A 25,936-nucleotide genomic window follows, 5' to 3' on the forward strand; every position below is an offset into this window, starting at 1 on the left:
TTCCGTTACAGGTGTATCAAGCCGCGCTGATGGGCTATGGCCACCGCTTCGGTCCGACTGATTGCATCGAGCTTGGTCAGGATGCTCTTGACGTGCGTTTTCGCCGTGCCCTCGGTGATGTTCAGACGCCGCGCGATGTCCTTGTTGCTGCGGCCCTGCGACAACTGCACCAGCACTTCGATCTCGCGATGGGTCAGGCTTGGCCGCGCCATGCGCTGAAGGGCCTTGGCCGCCACCGAGTGCGAGGTGTACTGACCTCCGTCGGCCACCGCACGGATCGCGCTGAGAATTTCCTGTCGTGGCGCATCCTTCAGCAGATAGCCGCGGGCGCCGGCTCTGAGACACTGGAAAATGTCCTCGTCGCCGTCGTACGTGGTCATGATCAAGATGCGGATTTCGGGATAGCGCGCGATCAGCCGCTGCACCACGGTCAGGCCATCGGCCTTCGGCATGCGCAGGTCGAGCACGACGACATCCGGCTGCTTCTCCTCGAACAGGGCGATGGCCGTTTCGCCATCGCCGGCTTCGGCGATCACGGTCAGATCGCTCTGCAGGTTGATGATCGCAGCGAGCCCATCCCGGACGATCGGGTGATCATCGGCCAGCAGCACGGTGGTCTTGCGGGCGGTGGGCGCCGTCATGTCGAGGCCTCGGCTTGATCGGCAGCGATGCGGACAGAGATGCGGGTGCCCTGCCCGGTCCGGCTATCGATGTCCAGCCGTCCACCGATCGCCCGCGCCCGTTCGCGCATGTTGTCGAGCCCGAAACCCTGATGCGCGTACAGCGTCGGAATCTCGGCCATGCCCTGACCATCGTCATCCACCTGCAGCACGACGTCATCGGCCTCGCGCATCAGGCTGATGACGATGCGACTCGGCCGACCATGCCGCTGGGCGTTGCTGACGGCTTCCGTCGCGATGCGGAACAGTTCGTGTTCGATGGCCGGCCGCAGCCGGATCGCGGCAATCGGCTGGCTCAGCACGCAGCGGATGCGGCCGGGCACGGCCGAGCGATCCGCCAGTTGCTGCAAGGCGCTCTGCAGCCCCCCGACCTTGCTCTGGAATGGCTGCAGCGCCATCACCGAGCGCCTCGCTTCGGCCAGCCCGAACCGCGCAAGGTCCTTGATCTTGTCGACGAAGCCGCCGATGTCCGGCGACAGATTGCCGGATAGCGTCTCTTCCATCGCCTCGATCTGCATCAGCAGCCCGGTGAAATTCTGGGCGAGGCCATCGTGAATCTCGCGGCCGATGCGGTTGCGCTCCGCCAGCACGGCGGACTGCCGGCCTTCGCTCGCCGAACGCTCGGACAGCTCGCGCAGGCGCAAGGCCAGCGTCGCCTGATGCGCCAGCGCCTGCACCAGCTGCAGCTGCTCCTCGCCGAAATTGCAGGCATCCGTGAACCGCGCGGTGAAGGTGCCGATCACCTCGTCGCCCAGAATCAGCGGCACCCCCAGCAGCCCGCGCACGCCGAGCTTCTCGAAGAACGCGCGCAGCTGGCCGCCGTGATCCGGCATCTGGTCGAGATCGTAGACCACCGGTCGGCGCAGACGCACATGCTCCTTCCAGCGCAGGTCCCGGCCTGCCGGCCATTCGCGGGAGACCGGATCATCGCTGTCGGCATCGACGATGCGCCCGTCGCCGTAGATCAGATGCACCGCGAAGCGCGCGTGATGGACCGGTTCCGCGGCATCGACCGACCGGGCCGCGGAGTCGGTGACGTCGACCCCGTCGGCAGTGCCCGGTACGCGCAGCCACAGCGCGGCAGAACGCGCGCCGAGGCGCTCGGAAAGCACCATCAGGACCCGTCCCAGGGCCTGCTCGACCCGCGTTTCGGTCGCCAGCACATCGAGCGTCTGCTGCAGCGTGTGATTCGCGCCGGTGAGTTCCTGAAGCCGCAGGCGCGCAGCACTCTCGCGCTCTCGGCGGACCACGTCGATCAGGCGCTCGCGATGCATCGCCGACGCCACCACGCGCGCCGCCGTCGACAGGGCATCGATCTCGTGAAGCCGATAGGGCCGGCGACGCTCGCAATCGTCGAACGAGACGAAGCCCTGGTAGTGCCCGTCGACCAGGATCGGCAGGATCGCCGACGTCTGGTTCTGCAGGCGCTCGAAGTAGCGCTGCGTCGCCGCTGGCAGTTCGCCCGCGATCAGCCAGACCGGCTCGCCGCCGCGGATGCGCTGCAGGTGGTCGCCCAGCCAGTGCGATGGCAGTTCCCGATGCATCTGGCTGCCCAGCCGATCGATCAATGCTTCACCGACCCATTCGGCATGCACCCGATGCGTCGAACCGCCATCGCCGCACGCCTCGTGCAGCATCAGCTGGGTGCGACTCCAGCCGCCGGCTTTGCCCAGACGCTCGAGCGCAAGCGGCAGGGCGCTCGACAGATCGGCGGATTCCAGCAGCAGGCGGCTGGCTTCCGCAGCAGCGCCGAGCAACACCTCGCGATCGAGCAAGGCACGATTCGCCGCTTCCAGCGCCCGCGATCGTTCGTACGCCGCGAGGGCCTGCTGTTCGATGATGGCGCTGCGTCGGGCATCCTCCGCCAGCTGGGCGATTTGCAGGGCGATCGACGCATGCTGCGCCATCACTCTGGCGTGCTCCAGCTTGAACGTGCCGGGCCAGTCGAGGCGGGTGAAGCACAGCCCGAACAAGCCGACCAGACGGCCGCCGACGATCAGCGGAATGTCGATCACGCGCTGGTGTCCGCGCGCGCGATGCCACGCGATGCTGATCGGCCACGGGTGTCCTTCGAGATCGGCTTCGACCTCGAAGGACACCAGATCCTCCCGCCGCAGCCGCTCGACCCACGGTGCCGAGATGGCCTGCGGCACCGGCTCCCGCCACAGGGCCATCGCCGGATCGTGTTCGATCGAATCGTCCCGGTCATCGGTCACCGAGTACGCCATCCGCAGGTCCCCGGTGGCGTCGTCGTAGGTGAAGATCGCGGCCGATCGCGCACCGACGATGGAGTTGGCTTCACGCAGCAGCGCGCGCAGGAAATCCGGCACGTTGTGCAGGCCGACGAGGTTCAGGGTCGATCGTCGCAACACGTGATTGGCGCGCGTCAGCTGCTGCGCCTGTTCGCGCGCGGCCTGCTCGCGCTCCTGCGTGATCGCGGCCGACTTGGCCTCGTCGCCCAGACGCAGCAGTTCCAGGGATACCGTGATCTGGTCAGCGAGCAGCCGCAGCAGCCCGTGCGGCCGCTGCACCGGGGCGTCGCGGCTGGCAAACGCGAGGCCGAGCCACCCGAGCAGACGCTGATCGGCGCGCAGCGGTATCAGCCGCAGACCCTGCAGCCCGTGCTCGCGATTGAAGCGCACGAACCGCGGCCACAGGCGGATGGCCGCGTTGGGCACCTCGACGCTGTCGATGCCATCGACCATCAGCGCGTCGAGCAGGCGCCGTGCCTCAGCGGCGACCAGCGACACGGCATCGAGGCCGCGATGGCGCTGCTCGGCATGCGGAATGCGCCCCTGAGGGCCCATCAGCACCGGCAGGTAGGCGGTTTCACCATCGATCAGCGCGATCGCGCCGCTTTGCGCGCCGGCGAGCGGCAGCGTCGCGGCGAGCATGCGTTCGAGAAAGCCATCGATGTCGTCGTCCTCGCCGAAACCGCCGATGGCGCTGTGCATGGCGGCGTTGGCCAGTGTCAGTTCCTCGTTGCGAAGCCGTGCCTGGCGCAGGCTGACTTCCCGCTCTTCGAGCAAGGCGCGCTGCACGTCGTGGCGCTCGAGTGCCGCGACGATGCCGTCGCAGGCGGCCCGAAGCGCGGCGAGACAGGCACGGTCGATCGCGGGCTCGGTCGACCAGTCGAAGCAGAGCCAGTGATCGACCTGGCCACGAAAGCGGATCGGCAGCAGCAGGTTGGCCCGGCAGCCGATCGCCTGCCAGTGCGCGCGCGACCGCGGATCGTGCAGGTCGTCGATGCCGACGTACACCGCCTCTTCCCGCTTCAGCCGATGCAGGAAGTCGACGAAATCGGCCGTCGGCGGGACCTCCACCGGTGCCAGCGACGGCACGCCCGGACGCGTCCAGAGCAGTTGGCTCAGTGCAATCGACGGCTCGACCGATGATCCGGGAAACCCGCCGAACGCCGCCCGGTCAGCACCGACGGTCTCGGCCATCAACGCCAGCCAGCGTCGCAGGCCCGCCTCGAACGGCTCTTCGCTCATCAGGGCGCGGCTCGCGGCGACCGAAGCCTCGAGCACGGCATTGAGCGCCAGCGCATCGCGGGTGCGGGCCTGCTCGATCGTCAGCCGCGACTGCTCGAGCCGGTGCCGTGCCAATGCGTCGCTGATGGTCGACGCGATGGTCTGCATGGCTGCCAGATCGGCATCGGCGAATTCATCGAGCGCGCAACCGAAGTCGAAACCCAGCAGGCCCCAGATCTGGCCTTCGATCATCAGCGGATAGCAGACGCCCCAGGCGACGCCGAGTGCGAGCTGCTCGCTGCGAAAAGGTTCGTCGAGCGTGTCGATCTCGACCAGCAGGCGGCCGGATTGCCGGAGTTCGGCGAAGCAGCGCGTCCAGGTGCTGTCGTGCCGAAGCATGGCGAAGCGTGCCATCGGCGTATCGGATTGCCGCTGCACGCCGGGGCGTGTCCACTCGTGACCGAGCGTCTGCCAGCCGTGACGCTCGGGATCGGCCGGGGTCCAGTCGATCCGCGCCATCGCCGCACGGATGGCGGAGGTCGCTTCGCCGACGCGGCGCAGCACGCCCCCGAAGCAGCTGTCCGGATCGCGCGCCGCCAGCAGTTCCTCGGCCGACGCGGCCACCGCCGCCAGCAGGCGCGTGTGCCGCTCGAGCCGACGCGCCGCCTCCGCTGCTGCATCGGCCCGATCGATCTCCGCCTGTCGCCGGGCCTGCTCGGTCTGATTGCGGATGACGGCGGACGCGATCGCCGATGCCGCTGCGCGCAGGGCATCGATCTCGATCGCCTGAAACGGCCGGTCGTGACTGCAGTTGTCGCAGCCGATGGCGCCCCAGAAGCGCTGTTCGACGATGATCGGCACGAACAGATCGGACCGCGACGCCGTCGCGATGCTGAGCGCATGGTTCGCCCCGGTCTTCTGCGCCACCGGCGAGCTGTAGACCATTCCCGCCAGCAGCGGCCGGAACACTTCCTCGTATTCGGCATACGCGAACGGACCCGGGCCGATGACCTCGCACAGCGCCTTCAGACCCGGGCGATGCGCTTCGGCGGCGATGAAGCCGGCCTGTTCGTCATGCGAGTAGCGGATGACCCAGAAGCGGTCGAGATCGCTCGCCCGCTGCAGCGCCTCGCAGGTCAGCCGCAGGGCATGATCGAGGTCCGGCAGTTCGAGCATGTGCCGCGAGATGGCGACCAGCGCCGACAGCAGCCAGCTGCCATCCGACGATGCGGCGTCGCCGGCGATTCCAGCAGCGGCAGCAGGTGGCAGGAAGGCACCGGGATCGTTCACGTCGAAATCGTAGCGCGCACGCCTGTGTCGGCGCATCCGGTTCCACGCGAGGCGCCATGCCAGGTTCGGCAGGCGTCGGTCCACTCAGCGTCCCTCGCCTGAATCGAGCTGCGGCAGCGGTGCGTCCTGCCAGCCACCGCCGAGCGCGCGGTAGATCGCGATGAGGCTGGTCGCCATTGCCGTGCGCGACTGGCTCTCCCGGTCTTCCGCTTCCAGCAGCACGCGTTCGGCATCCAGTACCTGCAGGAAATTGCTGATCCCGCCTTCGTAGCGCAGCCGCGACAATCGGGCGGCGGCGGCGCTCGCCTCCGCGGCATCGCGCAGATGGGCATAGCGGGCGCGGGCGCGGGTGTAGGCGATGAATGCGTTCTCGGTTTCCTCCAGCGCCCCGAGCACCGTTTGCTGATACCGGGCCAGCGCCCCTTCGGTGACGGCGCGCGAGCTGTCGATCCGGGCGAACACGCGGCCGAGATCGAATGCCGCCCAACGGATGCCGGGACCGAGCGTGTAGGTATCGGTGCCGGATGCGCCGAGCCCGGTGCCGGTCAGTGCCGCGTAGCCGATGCTGCCGCTGAAGGTCACGCGCGGAAACAGATCGCCCACGGCAACGCCGATCCGCGCGGTGGCGGCATGCAGCTCGCTTTCCGCCCGCTGGATGTCCGGGCGGCGGCGCAGCAGATCGGCCGGCGTTCCGATGGCGACGATTTCCGGCAACGCAGGCCAGGCTGGCGGCGACGCCAGCTCATCGATCAGGGCCTCCGGCAGCTGCCCCGTCAGCACCGCCAGCCGATGCTGCGCCTGCGCAACGCTGACTTCGAGCAGCGGAATCGTCGCCAGCGTCGTGGCCAGCTGCGCGCGCGCCTGACTGGTGTCGAGTTCCGTGCCGCGGCCGGCATCAAGCCGGACCTGGGTCACGTCCAGCGTCGTGCGCTGATTGCCGGCGTTGCGTCGGGCAACGCCCAGCTGATCCTGCGCGCCGCGCAGCTCGAAGTAGCTGCGGGCGACATTGGCCGCGAGCAGCACCTGGGCATTGCGCAGATTGGACTCCGCCGCTGCCAGGTCCGCCGTCGATGCCTCGACACTGCGCCGCACGCGGCCAAAGAAATCCAGTTCCCAGGTGACATCGAAGCCGGCATCGACGATTTCCGTGGTCCGCGGCGCCCCCGGCAGCTGCAGGTCTTCGCTCTGTTGCTGCTTGGTGTAACCACCGCCGACGGACGCGGTCGGCAGTTGGTCGAACCGCGTCAGCCGCCGCTGCGCCCGGGCGGCATTCAGGGTGGCCAGCGCCGCCTTCAGGTCATTGTTGTGGCGGAGCGCGGCATCGACCAGCCGGTCCAGCTGCGGATCGCCGAAGCGCGTCCAGAACGCCGCGATGTCCAGCGAGGCCGGGGACAGGCCCCGGTCGAGTCGGGCGAAGCCATCCGGCAGTGTCGATGGCGGGGACCGGAAATCCGGCCCCACCGCGCAGCCCGCGGAAAGGACCGACAGCACCAGCGCCACGCTCAGACGGATTTGACGGTCAGACATGGCCGTGCCCCGGCTGCGTGCCGTCATGCCCCGGCGGCGCGACCTTCCGGGGCGCCACGGCGGAGCTGAAGGCGACGAAGAACACCGGCGTGAAGAACAGCCCGAACAACGTCACGCCGATCATGCCGCTGAACACCGCGACGCCCATCGCCTTCGAGACTTCCGCGCCGGCACCGGTGGCGCGCACCAGCGGCAGCACGCCCATGATGAAGGCGAAGCTGGTCATCAGGATCGGCCGCAGACGCAACTTGCAGGCTTCGATCGCGGCCTCGATCCGGTCGCGGCCCTCGTCATGCAGCTGCTTGGCGAATTCGACGATCAGGATCGCGTTCTTGCACGCCAAGCCCACCAGCACGACCAGCCCGACCTGGGTGAAGACATTGTTGTCGCCGCCTTGCAGCAGCACGCCGAGCACCGCGGCGAAGATGCACATCGGCACGATCAGGATGACCGCCAGCGGCAGGGTCAGGCTTTCGTATTGCGCCGCAAGCACCAGAAACACGAACAGCACGCACAGCGGAAACACGGTCAGCATGGTGCCGCCGGACGAAATCTGCTGGAACGCGAGGTCGGTCCACTCGAAGGTCATGCCGGACGGCAGGGTCTCGTCGAGGATGCGGCTGATTTCGGCCTGCGCCTCTCCCGATGACACGCCCGGTGCGCCGCCGCCGTTGATGTCGGCCGAGCGATAGGCGTTGTAGCGCTGCACCACTTCCGGGCCGAACGATTCGCGAATCGCCATCACCGACCCCAGCGGCACCATCTGGCCATCGCGCGTGCGGGTCTGCAGGGTGGCGATGTCCTCGACCTGCGAACGGAACGGCGCATCGGCCTGCACCACGACTCGGAAGGTCCTGCCAAAGCGATTGAAATCGTTGACGTAGAGCGAACCGAGAAACACCTGCAGGGTCTGGAAGACATCGGTCAGCGCGATGTTCTGTTCCTTGACCTTCACGCGATCGACATCGGCAAACAGCTGCGGCACGTTGATCTGGTAGTTCGAGAACATGCCGGCCAGCTTCGGGTTCTGCCAGGCCTTGCCGAGCGATTCGTTGACGGCCGCCGCCAGCGCTTCCGGCCCGCGATCGCTGCGATCCTCGACCTGCAGCTTGAAGCCGCCCAGCTGGCCAAGGCCGATCACCGGCGGCGGCGGAAACACGGCAACGAAGGCGTCCTGGATCGACCCGAACTGCTGGTTCAAGGCACCAGCGATGGCATTGCCGGACAGCTCCGGCGTGGTCCGCTGCTCGAACGGCTTCAGCGGAATGAACATCACCGCCGCACTGGACGTGTTGACGAAGCCGTTGATCGACAGACCCGGAAACTGCACCGCGGCCGACACGCCGGGATGGGCCAGCGCGATCTCGCCCATGCGTCGCGTGACGGCTTCGGTGCGGTCGAGCGAGGCCGCGGGCGGAAGCTGCGCGATGCCGATCAGGTACTGCTTGTCCTGCCCCGGGATGAAGCCGCCCGGAACCGCACTGAACGCGTAGTAGGTCGCACCGAGCAGCCCGGCGTAGATCACGAATGCCAGCCCGCGACGATGCGTCAGGATGCAGACCCAGCGCCCGTAACCGGTGCTGGCAGCATCGAACGCGCGATTGAACGGGCGGAACAGCCAGCCGAGCGCGCGATCCAGCACGCGCGTCAGCAGGTCCTTCTGCGTGTGGTGGTCGCGCAACAGCAGGCCGGCGAGCGCCGGGGACAAGGTCAGCGAGTTGATCGCCGAAATGATCGTGGCGATGGCGATGGTCAGCGCGAACTGCCGGTAGAACTGCCCGGTCAGCCCGGGGACCAGCGCCACCGGCACGAACACCGCGCTGAGCACCAGCGCGATCGCGACGATCGGCCCGCTGACTTCCGACATCGCGATGCGCGTCGCCTCGCGCGGCGCATGCCCGAGCATGATGTTGCGCTCGACATTCTCGACCACGACGATGGCGTCATCGACGACGATGCCGATCGCCAGCACCATGCCGAACAGGCTCAGCGTATTGATCGAGAAGCCGACCATCAGCATCACGCCGAAGGTGCCGATGATCGAGACCGGCACCGCGATCAGCGGAATGATCGACGCGCGCCAGGTCTGCAGGAACAGGATCACCACCAGCACCACGAGCGCGATCGCTTCGAGCAAGGTGTGGACGACCGACTGGATCGACTCCCGCACGAACACGGTCGGGTCGTAGACCACCGAGTAGTCCATGCCGGCCGGGAAGCTGGCCTTCAACTGGTCCATCGTCTGCCGCACCGAGGTCGACAGCGCCAGGGCATTGGAGCCCGGCGACTGGAAGATCGGCAACGCGACGGCCTGCTCGTTGTTCAGCAGGCTGCGCAGCGAGTACTGCGCCGCCCCGAGCTCGATCCGCGCCACATCCTTGATCGTCGTGACTTCGCCGTCACGCCCGGTCTTGATCACGATGTCGGCGAACTGGCTTTCGTCGAGCAGTCGGCCAGTGGCATTGATCGCGAGCTGGAACTGCGCTTCCGGCGCCGGCGGCGCGCCGATCTGCCCGGCCGCGACCTGCAGGTTCTGCTCGCGGATGGCGGCCACGACATCGCCCGCCGTCAGCGAGCGCGCCGCGAGCTTCTGCGGATCGAGCCAGATGCGCATGGAATAGTCGCCGGCGCCGAACACCTGGACATCGCCCATGCCGGGCAGGCGGCCCAGCTGGTCGCGAACGTTCAGCACCGCGTAGTTGCGCAGATACAACGAGTCGTAGCGGCCATCGGGAGAGCGCAGATGGACGACCATCGTCAGATCCGGCGAACTCTTGCGCGTGGTCACGCCGAGATTGCGAACTTCTTCCGGCAACCGCGGCAGCGCCTGCGCGACGCGGTTCTGCACCTGGACCTGTGCGCGGTCGATGTCGGTGCCGATGCGGAAGGTGATGGTCAGCGTGAGATTGCCGTCGACCGTTGCCGTCGATGACATGTACAGCATGTCCTCGACGCCGACGATCTCCTGTTCGAGCGGCGCGGCAACGGTGTCGGAAATCACCGATGGATTGGCGCCGGGGTACGCCGCGCGCACCACCACCGACGGCGGGACCACTTCCGGGTATTCGCTGATCGGCAGCTGGAAGATCGCGATGGCGCCGCCGATCGTGATGAAGATCGACAGCACCGCGGCGAAGATCGGACGGTCGATGAAGAAGAAGGCGAATTTCATCGTCGATCAGCCTTTCGCCGCAGCGGTGACCGGCGTCTGCGATTCGACCATCGGCACCGGCTGTGGCGTCACCGGCGATCCGGGACGCACGCGCTGCAGGCCGTTGACGACGATCTTCTCGCCCGGCTTGAGTCCTTCCCGCACCACGCGCAGACCATCGACGACCGGACCGATCTTCACCGGGCGGTACTCGGTGCTGCCGTCTTCCTTCACCACCAGCACGTACTTCACGTTCTGGTCCGTGCCGATGGCGCTGTCGCGGATCAATGTCGCGTCGTACTGGCCGCTGCCGAGCAGCTTGACCCGCGCGAACAGGCCCGGCGTGTACAGCCGCTTGTCGTTTCTGAACTGTCCGCGCGCGAGGATGGTGCCGGTCTGCGGATTGATGGCGTTGTCGACGAACACCATCACGCCTTCGTGCGGATGTCCTTCCTCACTGGCCAGCCCGACGAACAAGGGATTGGGCGTGTCGCGCGAACTCTTTCGCTCGCCTCGCCGCGCGAGTTCGCCATAGCGCAGGAAGGCACGTTCGTCGGCATTGAACTCGACGTAGATCGGATCGATCGAGACCACCGTCGTCAGCAGCGTCGTGCCGCCGGTCACCAGATTGCCGAGCGTCACCGCCGCGCGGCTGACCAGCCCGCTGATCGGGGCATGAACCTTGGTGAACTCCAGATTCAGTGCCGCCGACTGCACTGCCGCTTCGGCACCCTGCAGGCCGGCCTCCTGCTGCCGCACTTGGCTGACGCGCTGGTCGTATTCCTCGCGCGAGATCGCGCGAGCGCTGAGCAGGGTCTCGGCGCGCGCAAGATCCGCCTTCGCCAGCGCCAGCGTGCTGCGGCCTTTCGACAGTTCCGCCTGCGCCCGGTCGTACTCGGCCTGGTACGGGCGCGGATCGATCTCGAACAGCAGTTCGCCGGCCTTCACTTCCCGTCCCTGCGCGAACGCGACGCGCTGGATGTAACCCGACACGCGCGGTCGCACTTCGACCCGTTCCACCGCTTCGAAGCGGCCGGTGAACTCGTCGTAGTCGGTGATCTGGCGCGTCAGCACTTCGGCAACGCTGACCGGCGGCGGACCCTGCTGGGGCTTGGGCGTCGGCTTGCCACAGCCGGCAAGGCTCGCTGCAGCGCAACTGACCACCACGGAAAGCACAGCAAGCCGAGGGCGCATGGATTCGGTTCCGGCATCTGGAGGCGGCGGTCATCCCTCGCGCCTCCGGTCCGCCAGAGCCCGCGACGGGACTCCGTCAGGTGCTGAAAGTGTCCGAGAGCGGCGGCACCGCGCCCATTCGTCACATGGCCGGGGCGTGTTCCTGCATCGGAGCGATCCGACGCTCTGCCTTTGGAGGCAGATCGATGCACCAGAACGGCCGACGTGCCGCTCGATCGACCGTGTCGCGAGCACGAAATGCCGCCGGCCGCGCCAGGGCGCATGAATCACGGGATTCCTCGCCTTTTCAAGGCGCTGGCGTGTTGCGGGAGCATCCGAAAGTGCCCGGAACGCACGACATCCCGCCGCTTCGGCTCCCCCATTCGAGTGGCTGCCCATCGCTTGCAGCGCTGCGTCCGCTTGCTCAGCCTTGCGGCCGTATCGTGTCAAACCGGGTCAGCGCGGATGGCGAATGCCGGCAGCTCATGGACGACAGCGACCACGCCTTGCGCGATGTCGCCGCTAGCGCATCGTCGCGGGCACGCGGCGCTGGAAGCAGTCCACCGCGGCCCGGGCGGCCGGTCCGGCGAGTTCCGGGCGCACCGTGACCAGATACAGCTCCATGTTGCGTTCGCCGCCGACCGCCAGCGGCAGCGGTCGCACGCTGCCGTCGCGCAGCGCCGTCGCCAGCAGGTGTTCCGGCAGCCAGGCATAGCCGAGGCCGGCCTTCACGGTGGCCAGCGAGGCTTCGATGCTGCTGACCGTGCAGCGCCGGCTGGCACCGAGCCAGCCCTCGTTGCGCGGCCGCTTCTGGCCCGAATCGCGGACCACGACCTGGACATGGCGCGCCAGATGCTCGGTGGTCAGCGGCACCTCGACCGCGAACAGCGGGTGGTCCGGTGCGGCGATGGCGATGAAGCGGATGTCCATCAGGAAGCTGCCGAGGAAGCCCGGCGGCACGCGGCTGGTGACGACGACATCGGCCGCCGCGTCCTCGATCGCCTGCTCGGCACCGGACAGCACGGCGTCCGATACCTGCATCTGCGTGCTCGGACACAGTTGCTGCAGCTCGGCCACGATCGACAGCAGCAGACCGCGCGGGAATGCGACATCGACCACCAGCCGCAGCTCCGGCTCCCAGCCCTGCTTGAGCTTGCGCGCGAGCTGTTCGAGCGTTTCCAGATCGCGCAGCAGTGGCCGGGCACGCTGCAGCAGCACCCGGCCGTGCTCGGTCAGCACCGCCTTGCGGCCCTCGACCACCAGCAGCGGCACGTCGAGCGCTTCCTGCAACCGCGCCAGTGCGTAGCTGACCGCCGGCTGGCTCTTGTGCAGCGCCGCGGCGGCCTGCGCGTAACCGCCGTGGTCGATCACCGCCGCCAGCACGGCCCATTGGTCCAGCGAGGTTTTCGGCGTCGTCATTCCTCGAAAATATCAAGTTACTTGATTGATGGCATCCGAATTTCGAGCTTTTTTATAGAAATCATGGCTACTACAGTGTTCGCACACCTACCGGAGATCACGCCATGAATCAGATTCGACTCGCCAGCGACCGCGGCCACGCCCAGCACGGCTGGCTCGATTCGCATCACAGCTTTTCGTTCGGCAGCTACTTCGACCCCGAGCACGTCGAATACGGCCCGCTGCGGGTGATCAACGAGGACCGCGTGCAGCCCGGCAACGGCTTCGGCACCCATGGCCATCGCGACATGGAAATCATCAGCTACGTGCTGGCCGGCGAACTCGCCCATCAGGATTCGCTCGGCAACGGCTCGGTGATCCGCCCGGGCGACGTGCAGCGGATGAGCGCCGGCACTGGCGTGCGCCACAGCGAGTTCAACCCGTCGCAGACCGATCCCGTCCACTTCCTGCAGATCTGGATCCAGCCGAGCCAGACCGGCATCGCGCCGAGCTACGAGGAAAAGCGCTTCGACGACGCCGACAAGCGCGGCCGCCTGCGCCTGATCGCCTCGCCGGATGCCGCCGACGGCTCGGTGCTGATCCATCAGGACGCCCGGCTGTACGCCGGCCTGTTCGATGGCCGCGAGGCCGCGACCCTGATGCTCGCCCCCGGCCGCCGCGCCTATGTCCACGTGGCGCGCGGCGCGATCCGCGCCAACGGCGTGCGGCTTGCGGCCGGCGATGCGCTGAAGGTCGCTTCGCTCGACGAAGTCGGCCTGAGCGATGGCGAGCACGCCGAAGTGCTGGTCTTCGACCTGCCGGGCGAACAACCGACCCGCCGCAACTGATCCACCCGCCGCACCGCACCACCACCATCACCATCACCGAAGGGAGAACCGCCATGTCAAACCTCACCACCCTCGCCAAGCGCTCCGAGAAGGGCCTGCTGACGCCGGACAACTGCGTGCTCGCGATGATCGACCTGCAGCCGCAGATGCTGTTCGGCGTCTCCAGCCACGATCGTCAGACGATCATCAATAACAATGTCTTGCTGGCCAAGGCCGCGCAGGTCTTCGGCGTTCCGGTCGTGCTGTCGACCGTCGAGAGCAAGGCCTTCAGCGGCAACACCTGGCCGCAGCTGCTGGCCGCGCTGCCCGGCGTCGAGCCGATCGAGCGCAGCTCGATGAACTCCTGGGATGACGCCAACTTCGTCGCCGCGATCGAGAAGACCGGTCGCAAGAAGATCGTGCTGACCGGCCTGTGGACGGAAACCTGCGTCGCGCTGCCGACGATCCAGGCGATCCACGATGGCTACGAGGTCTACGTTGCCGAAGACTGCTGCGGCGACGTCAGCCTGCTGGCCCACGACAACGCGATGAAGCGCGTCTATCAGGCCGGTGCGAAGCCGGTGACGGCGCTGTCGACCCTGCTGGAGTGGCAGCGCGACTGGGCCCAGCGCGACACCTACGACGCGGTGATGGACATCGTGAAGACCCACAGCGGCGCGTATGGCGCCGGCGTCGAATACGCCTACACCATGGTTCATGGCGCGCCGCCGACCGTGCTCGCCCCGTACCGCGTGCCGGCCCCGGCCGCGCACGGCTGAGCCGGACTGCCGCGGACGACCGGCGCGCAGCGTCGATCGTCCGCGTACCGACGCCGCCCCACGAATCTGGAGACGCCGCCATGAAGATGTATCTGCTGTCGCTGGGCGCCGGCCTGCTGGTCGGTGCGATATACGCGCTGCTGAACGTGCGCTCGCCGGCCCCGCCGGTGATCGCGCTCGTCGGACTGATGGGCATCCTGCTCGGCGAGCAGGCGGTGCCGCTGGTCAAGCGGGTGCTGGTCGCGAAGGAGCCGGTCACCGTCGGCTGGGTCAAGGCGCAGTGCGGCGAGCATGTGTTCGGCGAACTGCCGGGCAAGGCCACCGTCAAGCCGCGCGCACAGGGAGACGCCGCATGAACGCCGTGCCCCCGGTCAAGGCCGAGATGATCGTCCGCAACGCGCGGATCACCACGCTCGATCGCCAGAAGCCGCAGGCCACGGCGCTGGCGATCGCCGAGGGCCGCTTCGTGGCGGTCGGCACCGACGAGGAGGTGATGGCGCTGGCCGGTGCCGGCACGCAAGTGATCGATGCCGGCCAGCGGCGGCTGATCCCCGGGCTGATCGATTCGCACATCCACGTCATCCGCGGCGGCCTGAACTACAACCTCGAGCTGCGCTGGGATGGCGTGCCGTCGCTCGCCGATGCGATGCGGATGCTGCGCGAGCAGGTGGCCCGCACGCCGGCGCCGCAGTGGATTCGCGTGGTCGGCGGCTTCAGCGAATGGCAGTTCGCCGAGCGCCGCCTGCCGACGCTCGACGAATTGAACGCCGCGGCACCGGACACGCCGGTGTTCATCCTGCATCTCTACGACCGCGCGCTGCTCAACGCCGCCGCGCTGCGCGCCGCCGGCTACACCCGCGACACGCCGAATCCGCCCGGCGGCTGGATCGTCAAGGACCACCGCGGCGAACCGACCGGCCTGCTGCTCGCCGAACCGAACGCGCTGCTGCTGTATTCGGCGCTGGCCAAGGGACCGAAGCTGCCGGTGGAGTATCAGAAGAACTCGACGCGCCACTTCATGCGCGAACTGAACCGGCTCGGTGTCACCAGCGTCGTCGATGCCGGCGGCGGCTTCCAGAACTACCCGGACGACTATCAGGTCATCGAGGACCTGCACGCCGCCGGCGAACTGACGCTGCGCATCGCCTACAACCTGTTCACCCAGAAGCCGAAGGAAGAAGTCGCCGACTTCACGAAGTGGGCGACGATGGTCAAGCCGGGTCAGGGCGATGCGATGTACCGCCACAACGGTGCCGGCGAAATGCTGGTGTTCTCAGCGGCGGATTTCGAGGACTTCCGCCAGCCGCGCCCGGAACTGCCGCCCGGCATGGAACCCGACCTCGAGGCGGTGGTGCGAGTGCTGGTCGCCAACCGCTGGCCGTTCCGTCTCCATGCGACCTACGACGAATCGATCGCCCGCGCACTGAGCGTGTTCGAGAAGGTCGACGCGGAGCTGCCGTTCGACGGCCTGCACTGGTTCTTCGATCACGCCGAAACGGTCAGCGACCGCAACATCGCGCGCATCGCCCGGCTGGGCGGCGGCATCGCGATCCAGCACCGCATGTCCTACCAGGGCGAGTACTTCATCGAGCGCTACGGCACGAAGGCCGTCGAACGCACGCCGCCGTACAAGCGGATGCTGGAGATGGGCGTTCACGTCGGCGCCGGCACCGATGCCACCCGCGTGGCCAGCTACGACCCGTGGAATGCGCTGTGGTGGCTGACCACCGGCAAGACCGTCGGCGGCACGCGAATGTATCCGCCGGCCCACCTCGTCGACCGCGAGACGGCGCTCGGCTTGTACACGAAGGCCAACGCCTGGTTCTCGAACGAGGAAGGCGCCAAGGGCCAGATCAAGGTCGGCCAACTGGCCGATTTCGCGCTGCTGTCGGCCGACTACTTCAGCGTGCCGGAAGACCAGATCCGCCAGCTGGTGTCGGTGCTGACCGTCGTCGGCGGCAAGCCGGTCTACGGCGACGACGCGTTCAAGCCGCTGGCACCGATCCTGCCGCCGGCGATGCCGGACTGGTCGCCGGTCAACTTCGGCAGCGGCTACTTCAAGCCCGATCGCGAAGCGCTGCACGCGAAGGCGCAGGCGAGCTGCGGCTGCGCGTCGAGCTGCCAGGTCCACGGCCATGCCCACGGCCGTGCCGACACCACCGCAACCGACGACCCGCGCGGCTTCTGGGGCGCGCTCGGCTGCTCGTGCTGGGCATTCTGATCATGACCGACACCGCCAACGTACCGATGGCCATCGTCCGTCCGGGCACCGTCGCGCCGCTGCTGAGCTTCGTCGCCGGTTATGTCGATACCGTCGGCTTCATCGCGCTGTTCGGCCTGTTCACGGCCCACGTCACCGGCAACTTCGTGCTGATCGGCGCGTCGTTCGTGCACGGTGCCGATGGCGGCGTGATCGCCAAGCTGCTGGCGCTGCCGGTGTTCATCGTCGCCGTGGCGCTGACCACGGCCTTCGTGCGCCACCGCGAACGCCGGCAGCGGCGCGCGCTGACCCCGGTGCTGTGGGCGCAGATCGTGCTGCTGGGCGGCTTCGTGATCGCGGCCGTGCTGGCGGCCCCGATCAGCGCCGCCGACGCACCCGGCGCCGTGCTCGCCGGCCTGCTCGGTGTGGCCGCGATGGGCGTGCAGAACGCGGCCTCGCGGCTGGTGTTCACGACGCTGTCACCGACCACGGTGATGACCGGCAACGTGACCCAGGTGGTGATCGACAGCGTCGACCTGCTGCGCGGTTCGACTGCCGACACCCGGGCGTCGACGCAAGCGCGGATTCGCAAGATGTGGCCGCCCGTGCTGGCGTTCGCGATCGGTGCCGCGGCCGGTGCGGTGCTGTACGCGCTGCTCGGCATCGCCTGCCTGCTGGTGCCGATGCTGGCGATAGCCGTCGTCTCGAGGATCGCCCAGCCTGCGGGCGCGACCGCATGAGCCGCGCCGTGTATGCGCTGGCTCGCGGCGGGCTGTGTCTGGCCTTTGTCTACAGCGGCCTGAGCAAGCTGCTCGACTTCCCGGCAGCGATCGCCGAGCAGCAGCACTTCGGCCTGTCGCCCCCGGCGCTGTTCGCCGCCATCACCATTGCCGTGCAGCTCGGCGGCTCGGCACTGGTGCTGTTCGGGCGTGGTCTCGGCGCGGCAGCGGGTGCGCTGATGCTGGCCGGTTTCACCGTGCTGGCCACGGTCATCGGGCATCCGTTCTGGACGATGACGGGCCTCGAGCGCTTCCACAACCTCAATGCCTTCCTCGAACATGCCGGGCTCGTCGGCGGCTTCACGATCGTGGCGCTGCTGGCGCGGTCGTCGCGCATCCGCGCCACGCACGGCTGAATCACGATGCGGATACCGCTCGCCGTGCTCGCCGTTGCGCTGCCGGCCTGCGGGCTGGCGGGAGTTCCGGACTGTTCCATCGCGCTCGATGGCAACGATCCGCAGCGATACCTGTGCTTCGGCGGCGAAGTGCGGCTGCGCTACGAGCGCCGCGGCAACGATGATTTCGGCACTGGCGACGGCGACTCCGACGCCGCATACCTGCTGCAGCGCGTGGCCCTGCAGGCGGATCTGCACGCCAGCGCGCACTGGCGCCTGTTCGCGCAGGCGCTGTCTGCCATTCAGTACGGTGATCGCGCCACGGCATCGCCGATCAATCAAAACCCGATCGATCTCCAGCAGGCGTTCGTCGACTACGGATTCGGCGACGTCGCTGCGAGCCGCGGCAGGCTGACCGCGCGGCTCGGCCGCTTCGGCCTGAACCTCGGCTCGGGCCGGCTGGTCGCGACCCGCGCCGCACCCAACGTGCCGTACAAGTTCGACGGCCTGCAGCTGATCGCCTCGCGGGGCCGAGAGCAACTGCAGGGCTTTCTGCTGCGGCCGTCGCAGGAATCGCAGCGCCAGCTGGACGGCCAGAATGATGGCCGGAGCCTCTGGGGCCTCTACGCGACCGCGCCGACCGGCTGGCCGCTGCCGGCGACGCTCGATCTGTACTACCTCGGCGCTCGCGATGACCAGCGCCGCTATGTCCGCGGCGAGGCCGACGAGCAGCGTCACAGCATCGGCGCACGGCTGTCCGGTGATCGAGACCCCTGGCGCTACGACTGGGAAGCCGTCGTGCAAGTCGGCCGCTTCGGGGATCAGGAGATACGGGCCTGGACGCTCGCCAGCGATACCGGCTACCGATTTCGCGGGCATCCCTGGCAGCCGCAGATCAGCCTCAAGGCCGACTATGCCAGCGGCGATGCACGCGGCACCGGCAGGCGTCTCGGCAGTTTCAATCCGCTGTACTTCCGGGCGGCGTATTTCAACGATGCGGCGCTGATCCGTCCCACCAACATCATCGACCTGCATCCGTCCCTGCAACTGAAGCCGACCCCGGCGCTGACCGCCACCCTCGCCGTCGACCTGCTGTGGCGCGCCACGACGCGAGATGGCATCTACAGCCCGGCCGGCGACGTGCTGTTGCGACCGGCGACTGGCAGCAGCCGCTGGATCGGCACCAGCAGCGAGGCGTCGCTCAGCGGAAGTGCGGGTCGGCGCTGGGTCTGGACGCTGTCCTACGTGCACCTGTTCGCCAGCGACGCCGTGCGCACGGCGGGAGGCCGCGATGTCGACTTCCTCGGCGGCTGGGCCACCTTCAGCTGGTGAGCCGCTCCCGACACATCGCCGCCCTGCACGTCCACGCCGATTAGCTTTGCCCTCAGCGCGGTCGGCACGGCGGCAACAGGCTTAAGGTAGGCGCTCGCTCTGGTTCTTCGCGGCCGGCCCGCGACGCATGACTATCCAGCCGACGCAAAGTTGACCAATCGGGAACACGACAAAATCTGATGGATCACGCTGCACCGTCCTAACGGTTAGATCCGTGACGGATGCTTTTTGACCGCCGGCAGTGGCTGATACCCGTCAAATTTGAACTGACGCTGCCCGCAGGAAGTGACAGACAAAAACAAAGGGGCCTACATTTTCATGTAAGCCCCTGCATTTTTTTCAGCTACTTTTTTTGGCTGGGGGACTAGGACTCGAACCTCGATAAACAGAGTTCGATGGTTGGCCATTATCGCAGCCGGTATTCGATCGTCCGCTTTGGTGCCAATACCTGACGCTCGGGAGTAGCAGCTTTGCGGAAGCCAGTGGTCCCGGATTGAAGTTCGGCATGGGCTTTCAGTCCTTGCTCGTCGGCAAGTCGTTGATGGCGGCAGGTTCGGGCAGGGGCGCTCGCTGATCTTCCAGATGACGCCGTAGATAAGCTGCGGTTCGGCTGCTGTGCGACTGGGCAACTTGTCTCGGGGTTCCGGTCGCGACGATGGTACCGCCCGCCGCCCCTGCCCCCGGCCCGACATCGATGACCCAGTCGGCGCGCGCGATGACGCGCAGGTCGTGCTCGACGACGACGACGGTGTTGCCACGCTCGACCAGCGCGTCGAGCTGGGCGAACAGCCGGTCGGCGTCGACCGGATGCAGGCCGGTGGTGGGTTCGTCGAGCACGTAGAGCGCGTCGCCGCGCTGCGCACGCTGCAGCTCGGTGGCGAGCTTGATGCGCTGCGCTTCGCCGCCCGAGAACTCCATGGCCGGCTGCCCCAGGCGCAGGTAACCCAGTCCCAGTTCGTGCAGGATCGCCAGCGGCTTGCACACGACCGGCTCGTCGGCGAACACGACGAGCGCTTCGTCGACGGTCAGGCGCAGCACGTCGGCGATGGAGCGATCGCGCCATCGCACGGCCAGCGTCGCCTCGTTGTAGCGCGCGCCCTTGCAGGTAGGACAGGGCGCAAAGACGCTGGGCATGAACATCATCTCCACGCTCACGAAGCCCTCGCCCTCGCAGGTCGCGCAGCGACCCTTGCCGACATTGAACGAGAACCGCCCGGCGTCGAAGCGCCGATTGCGCGCCGCAGGGGTGGCCGCGAACAGGCGCCGCACTGGGTCGAGCAGGCCGGTATAAGTCGCCAGGTTCGACCGCGGAGTGCGGCCGATCGGTTTCTGGTCGACCACGACGAGCCGACGGATCCGGTCGACATCGCCGTCCAGGCGTCCGCGCGTACGCTGCACCGCCGTCGCAGGTCCCTCGTCCGGCGCCTGGTCCGCCGGCACGTCCTCGTGACCCAGATGATCGCGCACCAGGTCCACGAGCGCCCGGCTGATCAGGCTCGACTTGCCGGACCCGGACAGGCCGGTGACCACCGTGAAGACGCCGAGCGGCAACTGCACGTCGACGTCGTGCAGGTTGTGGAGGGACACGCCGTGCATTCCGAGGTGATGCGTCGCGCCGCGCCGTCCGCCCGCCACGACTGCTTGCGGTTCGAACAGCACGCGCGCGGTCTGCGAATCGGCAACGGCCCGCAGTCCCGCGGGCGGCCCGCTGTACAGCACGCAGCCGCCGTGCTCGCCGGCACCGGGCCCGACATCGACGATCCAGTCGGCGCGCCGCATCGTCTCAAGGTCGTGCTCCACCACGAAGACGGAGTTGCCCCGTTTCCGCAACTGCTGCAGTGCCTCGATGAGCGCCTCGCCGTCGGCGGGATGCAAGCCGGCGGAAGGCTCGTCGAGGACGTACACGACGCCGAACAGCTGCGACTGGATCTGCGTCGCCAGGCGCAGGCGCTGCAGTTCTCCGGCGGAAAGGCTGGGCGTGGCCCGGTCCATCGAGAGATACCCGAGTCCCAGGCGCTCGAGCACTGCAACGCGGTCGACGACATTGCGCGCGAGGCGCTGTGCCGCGACCCGCTTCTCCTCGGAAAGCGTGGGTGTGCGATTGGAATCGAAGGCTTCGGCGTGCGCGGCGTGCCCGCTGGCCGCGCGACGGTCGCGATCGCGGTGGGTGGCGGCGCGATCGACTCGTGAGCGACGACCGCGCGCGGCGTCCTCGAAGCGGCCCTCGGCCGCGGGCGCCAGCAGTGTTGCGATCTCGTGCAGCGAGCGCTGGCTGAGGTCCCCGATGTCGAGGCCCGCGAACGTGACGGACAGCGCCTCGGGCTTGAGGCGTTTGCCTTCGCAGGATGCGCAGCGTGTGCCGCGCAGGAACCGGGCGACGCGCCGCTTCATCAGCGCGCTCTGCGTGGTCGCGAAGGTGTGGAGCACATAAGCCCGCGCGCCCGTGAAGGTTCCCTGGTAGCTGGGCGCGATTCCTCGGCGGCGCGCGTCGGCGACCGCGGCGAGCGTGAAACCTGCCCACACCGGTAGGGTCGGCTGCTCGTCGGTGTACAGGATCCAGTCGCGCATCTTCTTCGGCAGGCGATGCCACGGCACCTCGATATCGACGCCCCGCGAGGTGAGGATGTCGCGCAGATTCCCACCATGCCACCCGGGCGGCCACGCGGCGACCGCGCCGTCCTTGATCGAGCGCGATGGGTCGGGGACCAACAGCGCTTCGGTGGTTTCATAGACATGCCCGAGGCCGTGGCACGCCGGGCACGCGCCCTGGGGCGTGTTGGGCGAGAAGTCTTCCGCATACAGCATTGCTTGGTGCGGCGGATAGGTTCCGGCGCGCGAATAGAGCATGCGGATCAGAGTCGACAGGGTCGTCACGCTGCCAACCGAGGAGCGCACGCTCGGCGTGCCGCGCTGCTGTTGGAGCGCAACCGCGGGCGGAAGCCCCGTGATCGAATCGACGTCCGGCACGCCGACCTGGTGGATCAGGCGTCGCGCGTAGGGCGATACCGAGTCGAAGTAGCGGCGCTGGGCCTCCGCGTAGATCGTCGAGAAGGCCAGCGAGGATTTTCCCGAACCCGAGACGCCGGAAAACACCACGAGCGCGTCCCGCGGGATGTCGACATCGACATCGCGCAGGTTGTGCTCGCGCGCGCCGCGTACGCGCACGAGACCGTCGGTGACGTCGTCGTCCTTCGGTCCCGCGGATATCGGCCCAGAATCCTCGCCGGACATCCGGTCAAAACGCCGCGGCGCCCGCCTGTGCGACGGTCTGGTCCTGCTCGCCCGAGCCGCCGCTGACGCCGACCGCGCCGACCACGTGGCCGTTCTTCTTCAGCGGAATGCCGCCGGCGAAAATCATGATGCGGCCATGATTCGAACCGTGAATGCCGAAGAACTGCTGGCCCGGCTGCGAGTTGTCGGCCAAGTCCTTGGTCGCGATGTTGAAGGCGCGCGCGGTGAACGCCTTGTTGATCGAGATATCGACGCTGCCGATCCACGCCCCGTCCATGCGCTCGTGTGCGACGAGATTGCCGCCGGCGTCGACGACGGCGATGTTCATCGGCTGGCCGATTTCCACGGCGCGTTTCTCGGCGGCGGCCAAGATGGTCTTGGCGTCGTTCAGGGTGACGAGAGAGATTTCCATGAGCGATGACTCCTTATTGTCGTCGTGGGATTCAGCCGGGCATCTTGGATGCGAGCACGTCGATCTTCTCGATGCTCGGCGGCTGCGAGAACAACTCGGCCGCCTGTGCCATCAGCGCCGCGGCGACTTTTCCGGACAGATGCGCTTGGCGGCCGGCGTCGTTGGGAAAGACATCGAAGATGGCGTAGCTCGAAGGTCCGATCTTGACGCCGAACCAGGCGATGGTCGCCGGCTCTTCCATCACGAGGGGGCGGCCCCCGAGCAGAAACGCCTCGACGTCCTTTTCCTTGCCGGGCTTGGCTTCCATGCGAACCCACAGTGCGGTCGTGACCATGATTGAACTCCTGTTGCGAGACGGTGGATGTACGTTGGCTAACACGTGCTGCAAGCGTCGGCGGCGGCGGGTAGCAGCGACCACGTGGCGTAGTGTGGTCTCGTCCAGCGCCACGGTCGGTGTGGCGGAAACGACATTGAACCGACAAAATCCGCCAACCCGCCCGCACGTCCCGAAACCCATGAACATCGTGCTGCTCGCTCTCGATGGGAACCTGCCCTCTGGCCTGGTCGGTCTCGCCGATGTGTTCTGGCTGGCTGGCAAGGCCAGTGCGCTCCAGCCCGACGCTCCGCGCTGGCCCTGCGAGGTGATCCTTGCCAGCCCCGACGGCCGCGCCGTGACTGATGGCCGGGGCCGTCCCTTGCCGGTGGACGCCGCGCTCCACGACATCCCCCACGCCGACGCCGTGATCGTGCCCGGCCTCATGCCCGCGGGCGATGGCCTGCCGCCGCGAAACGCCCAGACCGCCAGGGCCGCTACTTGGCTCAGGCGACAGCACGCGCACGGCGCCTGGGTCTTGGGCAACTGCTCCGGCGTGTTCGTGCTCGGCGAGGCGGGTCTGCTCAACGGCCGCCGCTGCACCACCACCTGGTGGCTGAACGACGAGCTGAAGCACCGCTTCCCCCGCTGCGACGCGGCCTGGGGCAGCGCGCTGATCGAGGATGGTCGCGTGGTCACGGCGGGCGGGCCAATGTCGTGGATCGACCTAGCGCTCTACACCATCCGCGTACTGGTGGGGCCAAAGGCGGCGCGAATCGCCGCCGACTTCGCCGTGATCGATACCGCACCGCTGGCGCAGAGCGTCTACGTGCCACCGGGCCATGTGCAGGCGCGCGATCCTTTTCTGGTTGCAGCCGAAATCGCTGTGCGTGGCCATCGTGCCGATGTGGCGCTCACGCCCTGTGCGCTGGCCGCGCAGCTCGCCACCAGCGAGCGCACCCTGCTCCGGCGGCTGAAGAATCTCGGCCAGCAATCGTCCAAGACCTTCATCAGCCGCGTGCAGCTCGAATCCGCCCGCACCCTGCTGGAAACCGATAGCGCGGCGGTAAAGGCTGTGGCGCAGCATTGCGGCTGGCGCGACGAGGGAAGCTTCCGCCGCGCTTTCGTACGGCATACCGGCATGACGCCGACTGCGTATCGCGTTTGGGCACGACAGCGGCGCGGGGACGTGACCTCTAGCGATGCGTGCTCAACGTCCGCTTCGGGATGATAGTGGCGGACGGCTTACCACGATAACGCCAGGCGAGCATCGACGGAACTGATGCCAATCCCGGCGGTACTCCAAGATCGCATCGACCTGAATACAGGCGGACATGCGTCCGAGTCAGTGCCGATTCACGCCGGTCACGGCACAAAAAAACGCGGAGAGGTTTCCCCTTCCGCGCTCAAATGCTTAAAGTTCTGATTCGACGCTACCGCATGACAACCGCGGTGGCGCAAGTCGTTGCCAGACCGGTTCCAAGTTGCCTTGGAACCGGCGCTTCGCAAGGTTTAGTTGACGCAGCCGTTGATGGTGCGCGTCAAGTTGCCGCTCAGGTAGGCGTAGCCCGAACCGGCACGAACGCTGTCGCTCGGCGCGTCGTTCGTGTTGTTGCGGATCGTCGCGTTGTACGGCGCCACGAGCAGGCGGCTGACCGCGGCCGGCAGGCGATTGGCGGTGTTGTAGGCCAGCAGGTAGCTGATGCCGATGATCGGATAGTTGTTCGCCGGGGTGGCGTACGAGTTCGGATCGGCGAGCAGCACGCAGCCGGCATCAGCCACGTTGGTCAGCGTCAGCAGGGTCGGACGACCGTTGCTGTCGTTCGCACCGAGGGCACGATCAGCCAGGATCGAGATCGTCGGGGCGGTCAGCGAGGTCGGCGCACGACCGTTGATGCTGGTGAAGCGCAAGGTCGGGGCGCGCAGCAGCGTGTCGGAGACTTCCGTGTAGCCGATGGCGCCATCGGTGGCGGCGGCCGAGTTGGCCACACCCGGGTTGCCGCTGGCCGCGATCGAGCCGGCCGGCAACGGGCTGATGGCCGCTGTGAACAAGCTCTGCGTGCTGTAGCCGTTCGAGCGCGGGCAGTTGGCCGACAGCCAGTTGGTGAAGCTGAAGGTCGTGCCCGAGCTGTCCGAACGGTAGACCACGCGGATCGCCTTGGCCGGATACGAAGCGCTGATCTGGTTCCAGTTGTTGATCGTGCCGTTGAAGATGCCGCACACCTGCTGCGTGGTCAGATTCAGCGTCGTCGCAGCCGGCACGTCGGCATTGTTGAAGGTAACGGCGATGGCGGCAGCGATGACCGGGAACTGCACGATCTGGCCATGCGCTGCACCCTTGTTCGTCAGACCGCGGGCGAACTCGACATCGGACAGCGGCGCGTCAGAGGCGGCGAAGTCCGGTTCGGAAATCGCGGCCGGGGCGCCGAAGCCGGTCGGCGTGCCGGCGAAGGTGCCGCAGGTACCACTGGCGAGCACCGGCACGCCGGCGGCGGTGGTTCCGATGATCGCGTTACGGCCGGTGCCCGAGCCGGTCTGGCAGTACGAGATGCCCTGGACCTGCGACTGGCCGAAGCCGCGCTGGGCCACTTCGCCGAAGATCGTGCCTTCGAACGCCGGGTTCGCGGCGCGAGTGGCAGTCGTCTGGCGGCTGCTGTTGGCCGGCGCTGCGGCGTTGTAGAAGCTGCCACCGACATAGGCGTTGGCCGGGAGGGTGGCACCGCCGCCGTACAGCGTGGCCTGAGCGGAAACGCCAAACGACGTCAGCGCGAGCACGCCGGCAGCAATCGAATTGAGCTTGATGGACATGAGGACCCCTGAATGTTTATTCGGAACTGAGCTGGAATTGGTGTGGCAACCGGATGTCGCGTTCGTCCCTGTACGACAGTCGCTTTTTTACCGAGCATGCATGTCAGTTCCGCTATGTTTTGAAGAAACCTGTGCAGCGGATGGCGTGGGAAAATCCATCGAACTCGACCGCTCGCCCACTCGAAATCCGCCGGGCGATAAGCGTGTTATCGCGGGCATCAGTCACTG

General features: G+C 67.6%; 18 protein-coding genes. 8 read left to right on the top strand and 10 right to left on the bottom strand.

The genetic code is table 11. From position 1 onward, the window contains the following. Positions 1-5: 5 nt before the first annotated feature. The 6 genes from QZ951_RS00600 to QZ951_RS00625 form a co-directional block, all read right to left on the bottom strand. On the bottom strand, positions 6-641 hold the full coding sequence (locus QZ951_RS00600) for a response regulator transcription factor (protein WP_292997446.1): 636 nt from the start codon (positions 639-641) through the stop codon (positions 6-8). Further along, a complete protein-coding gene (locus tag QZ951_RS00605) occupies positions 638-5,443 on the bottom strand; it encodes a GAF domain-containing protein (RefSeq protein ID WP_292997448.1) in 4,806 nt (1,601 codons plus the stop codon). The genes QZ951_RS00600 and QZ951_RS00605 overlap by 4 nt, the downstream gene beginning before the upstream one ends. Before the next feature lie 84 nt (positions 5,444-5,527). After that, a complete protein-coding gene (locus tag QZ951_RS00610; RefSeq protein WP_292997450.1) occupies positions 5,528-6,970 on the bottom strand; it encodes an efflux transporter outer membrane subunit in 1,443 nt (480 codons plus the stop codon). Next, positions 6,963-10,142: an efflux RND transporter permease subunit gene (locus QZ951_RS00615; protein WP_292997452.1), complete on the bottom strand. Its 3,180-nt coding sequence runs from the start codon at positions 10,140-10,142 to the stop codon at positions 6,963-6,965. Before QZ951_RS00615 ends, QZ951_RS00610 begins: the two co-directional genes overlap by 8 nt. A gap of 6 nt (positions 10,143-10,148) precedes the next feature. Then, on the bottom strand, positions 10,149-11,315 hold the full coding sequence (locus tag QZ951_RS00620; protein WP_292997454.1) for an efflux RND transporter periplasmic adaptor subunit: 1,167 nt from the start codon (positions 11,313-11,315) through the stop codon (positions 10,149-10,151). 501 nt (positions 11,316-11,816) lie between these two features. Beyond that, a complete protein-coding gene (locus QZ951_RS00625; protein ID WP_292997456.1) occupies positions 11,817-12,713 on the bottom strand; it encodes a LysR family transcriptional regulator in 897 nt (298 codons plus the stop codon). A gap of 104 nt (positions 12,714-12,817) precedes the next feature. On the opposite strand from QZ951_RS00625, the gene QZ951_RS00630 reads away from it, so the two are divergent. From QZ951_RS00630 to QZ951_RS00660, 7 genes are all read left to right on the top strand, one after another. Further along, a complete protein-coding gene (locus QZ951_RS00630; RefSeq protein ID WP_292997458.1) occupies positions 12,818-13,540 on the top strand; it encodes a pirin family protein in 723 nt (240 codons plus the stop codon). A gap of 53 nt (positions 13,541-13,593) precedes the next feature. Beyond that, positions 13,594-14,298 carry a hydrolase gene (locus QZ951_RS00635; RefSeq protein WP_292997459.1) on the top strand — a complete coding sequence of 235 codons (705 nt, stop codon included), beginning with the start codon at positions 13,594-13,596 and terminating at the stop codon, positions 14,296-14,298. 80 nt (positions 14,299-14,378) lie between these two features. Beyond that, the gene (locus QZ951_RS00640; RefSeq protein ID WP_292997461.1) at positions 14,379-14,654 is read left to right on the top strand and encodes a XapX domain-containing protein; all 276 of its coding nucleotides are present in this window, start codon (positions 14,379-14,381) and stop codon (positions 14,652-14,654) included. Continuing rightward, positions 14,651-16,519 carry an amidohydrolase gene (locus QZ951_RS00645; protein WP_292997463.1) on the top strand — a complete coding sequence of 623 codons (1,869 nt, stop codon included), beginning with the start codon at positions 14,651-14,653 and terminating at the stop codon, positions 16,517-16,519. Before QZ951_RS00640 ends, QZ951_RS00645 begins: the two co-directional genes overlap by 4 nt. 2 nt (positions 16,520-16,521) lie before the next feature. Next, entirely contained in the window at positions 16,522-17,238 is a 717-nt protein-coding gene (locus tag QZ951_RS00650) for a YoaK family protein (protein WP_292997465.1), read from the top strand. Beyond that, positions 17,235-17,633 (top strand): DoxX family protein, encoded by a 399-nt coding sequence (locus QZ951_RS00655; protein WP_292997467.1) that lies wholly within the window; start codon positions 17,235-17,237, stop codon positions 17,631-17,633. The genes QZ951_RS00650 and QZ951_RS00655 overlap by 4 nt, the downstream gene beginning before the upstream one ends. Before the next feature lie 6 nt (positions 17,634-17,639). Further along, entirely contained in the window at positions 17,640-18,944 is a 1,305-nt protein-coding gene (locus QZ951_RS00660) for an alginate export family protein (protein WP_292997469.1), read from the top strand. 513 nt (positions 18,945-19,457) lie between these two features. Here the strand turns inward: QZ951_RS00660 and QZ951_RS00665 are convergent. From QZ951_RS00665 to QZ951_RS00675, 3 genes are read right to left on the bottom strand one after another with little or no spacing between them, the layout of a single operon-like run. Beyond that, positions 19,458-22,175 (bottom strand): excinuclease ABC subunit UvrA, encoded by a 2,718-nt coding sequence (locus QZ951_RS00665; RefSeq protein WP_292997471.1) that lies wholly within the window; start codon positions 22,173-22,175, stop codon positions 19,458-19,460. A gap of 4 nt (positions 22,176-22,179) precedes the next feature. Beyond that, positions 22,180-22,587, bottom strand: a complete 408-nt coding sequence (locus QZ951_RS00670) for a heme-binding protein (RefSeq protein WP_292997473.1) — start codon at positions 22,585-22,587, stop codon at positions 22,180-22,182. Positions 22,588-22,618: 31 nt separating this feature from the next. Further along, entirely contained in the window at positions 22,619-22,921 is a 303-nt protein-coding gene (locus QZ951_RS00675; RefSeq protein ID WP_292997475.1) for an antibiotic biosynthesis monooxygenase, read from the bottom strand. Between the two features lie 181 nt (positions 22,922-23,102). Between QZ951_RS00675 and QZ951_RS00680 the strand changes: the two genes are divergently transcribed. Further along, on the top strand, positions 23,103-24,131 hold the full coding sequence (locus QZ951_RS00680) for a helix-turn-helix domain-containing protein (RefSeq protein WP_292997477.1): 1,029 nt from the start codon (positions 23,103-23,105) through the stop codon (positions 24,129-24,131). 281 nt (positions 24,132-24,412) lie between these two features. On the opposite strand, the gene QZ951_RS00685 is transcribed toward QZ951_RS00680, so the two are convergent. After that, a complete protein-coding gene (locus tag QZ951_RS00685) occupies positions 24,413-25,708 on the bottom strand; it encodes a substrate-binding domain-containing protein (protein ID WP_292997479.1) in 1,296 nt (431 codons plus the stop codon). Positions 25,709-25,936 lie beyond the last annotated feature (228 nt).

Origin of the sequence: Nevskia sp. (assembly GCF_021732705.1) — a bacterium.
Classification (GTDB): Bacteria; Pseudomonadota; Gammaproteobacteria; order Nevskiales; family Nevskiaceae; genus Nevskia.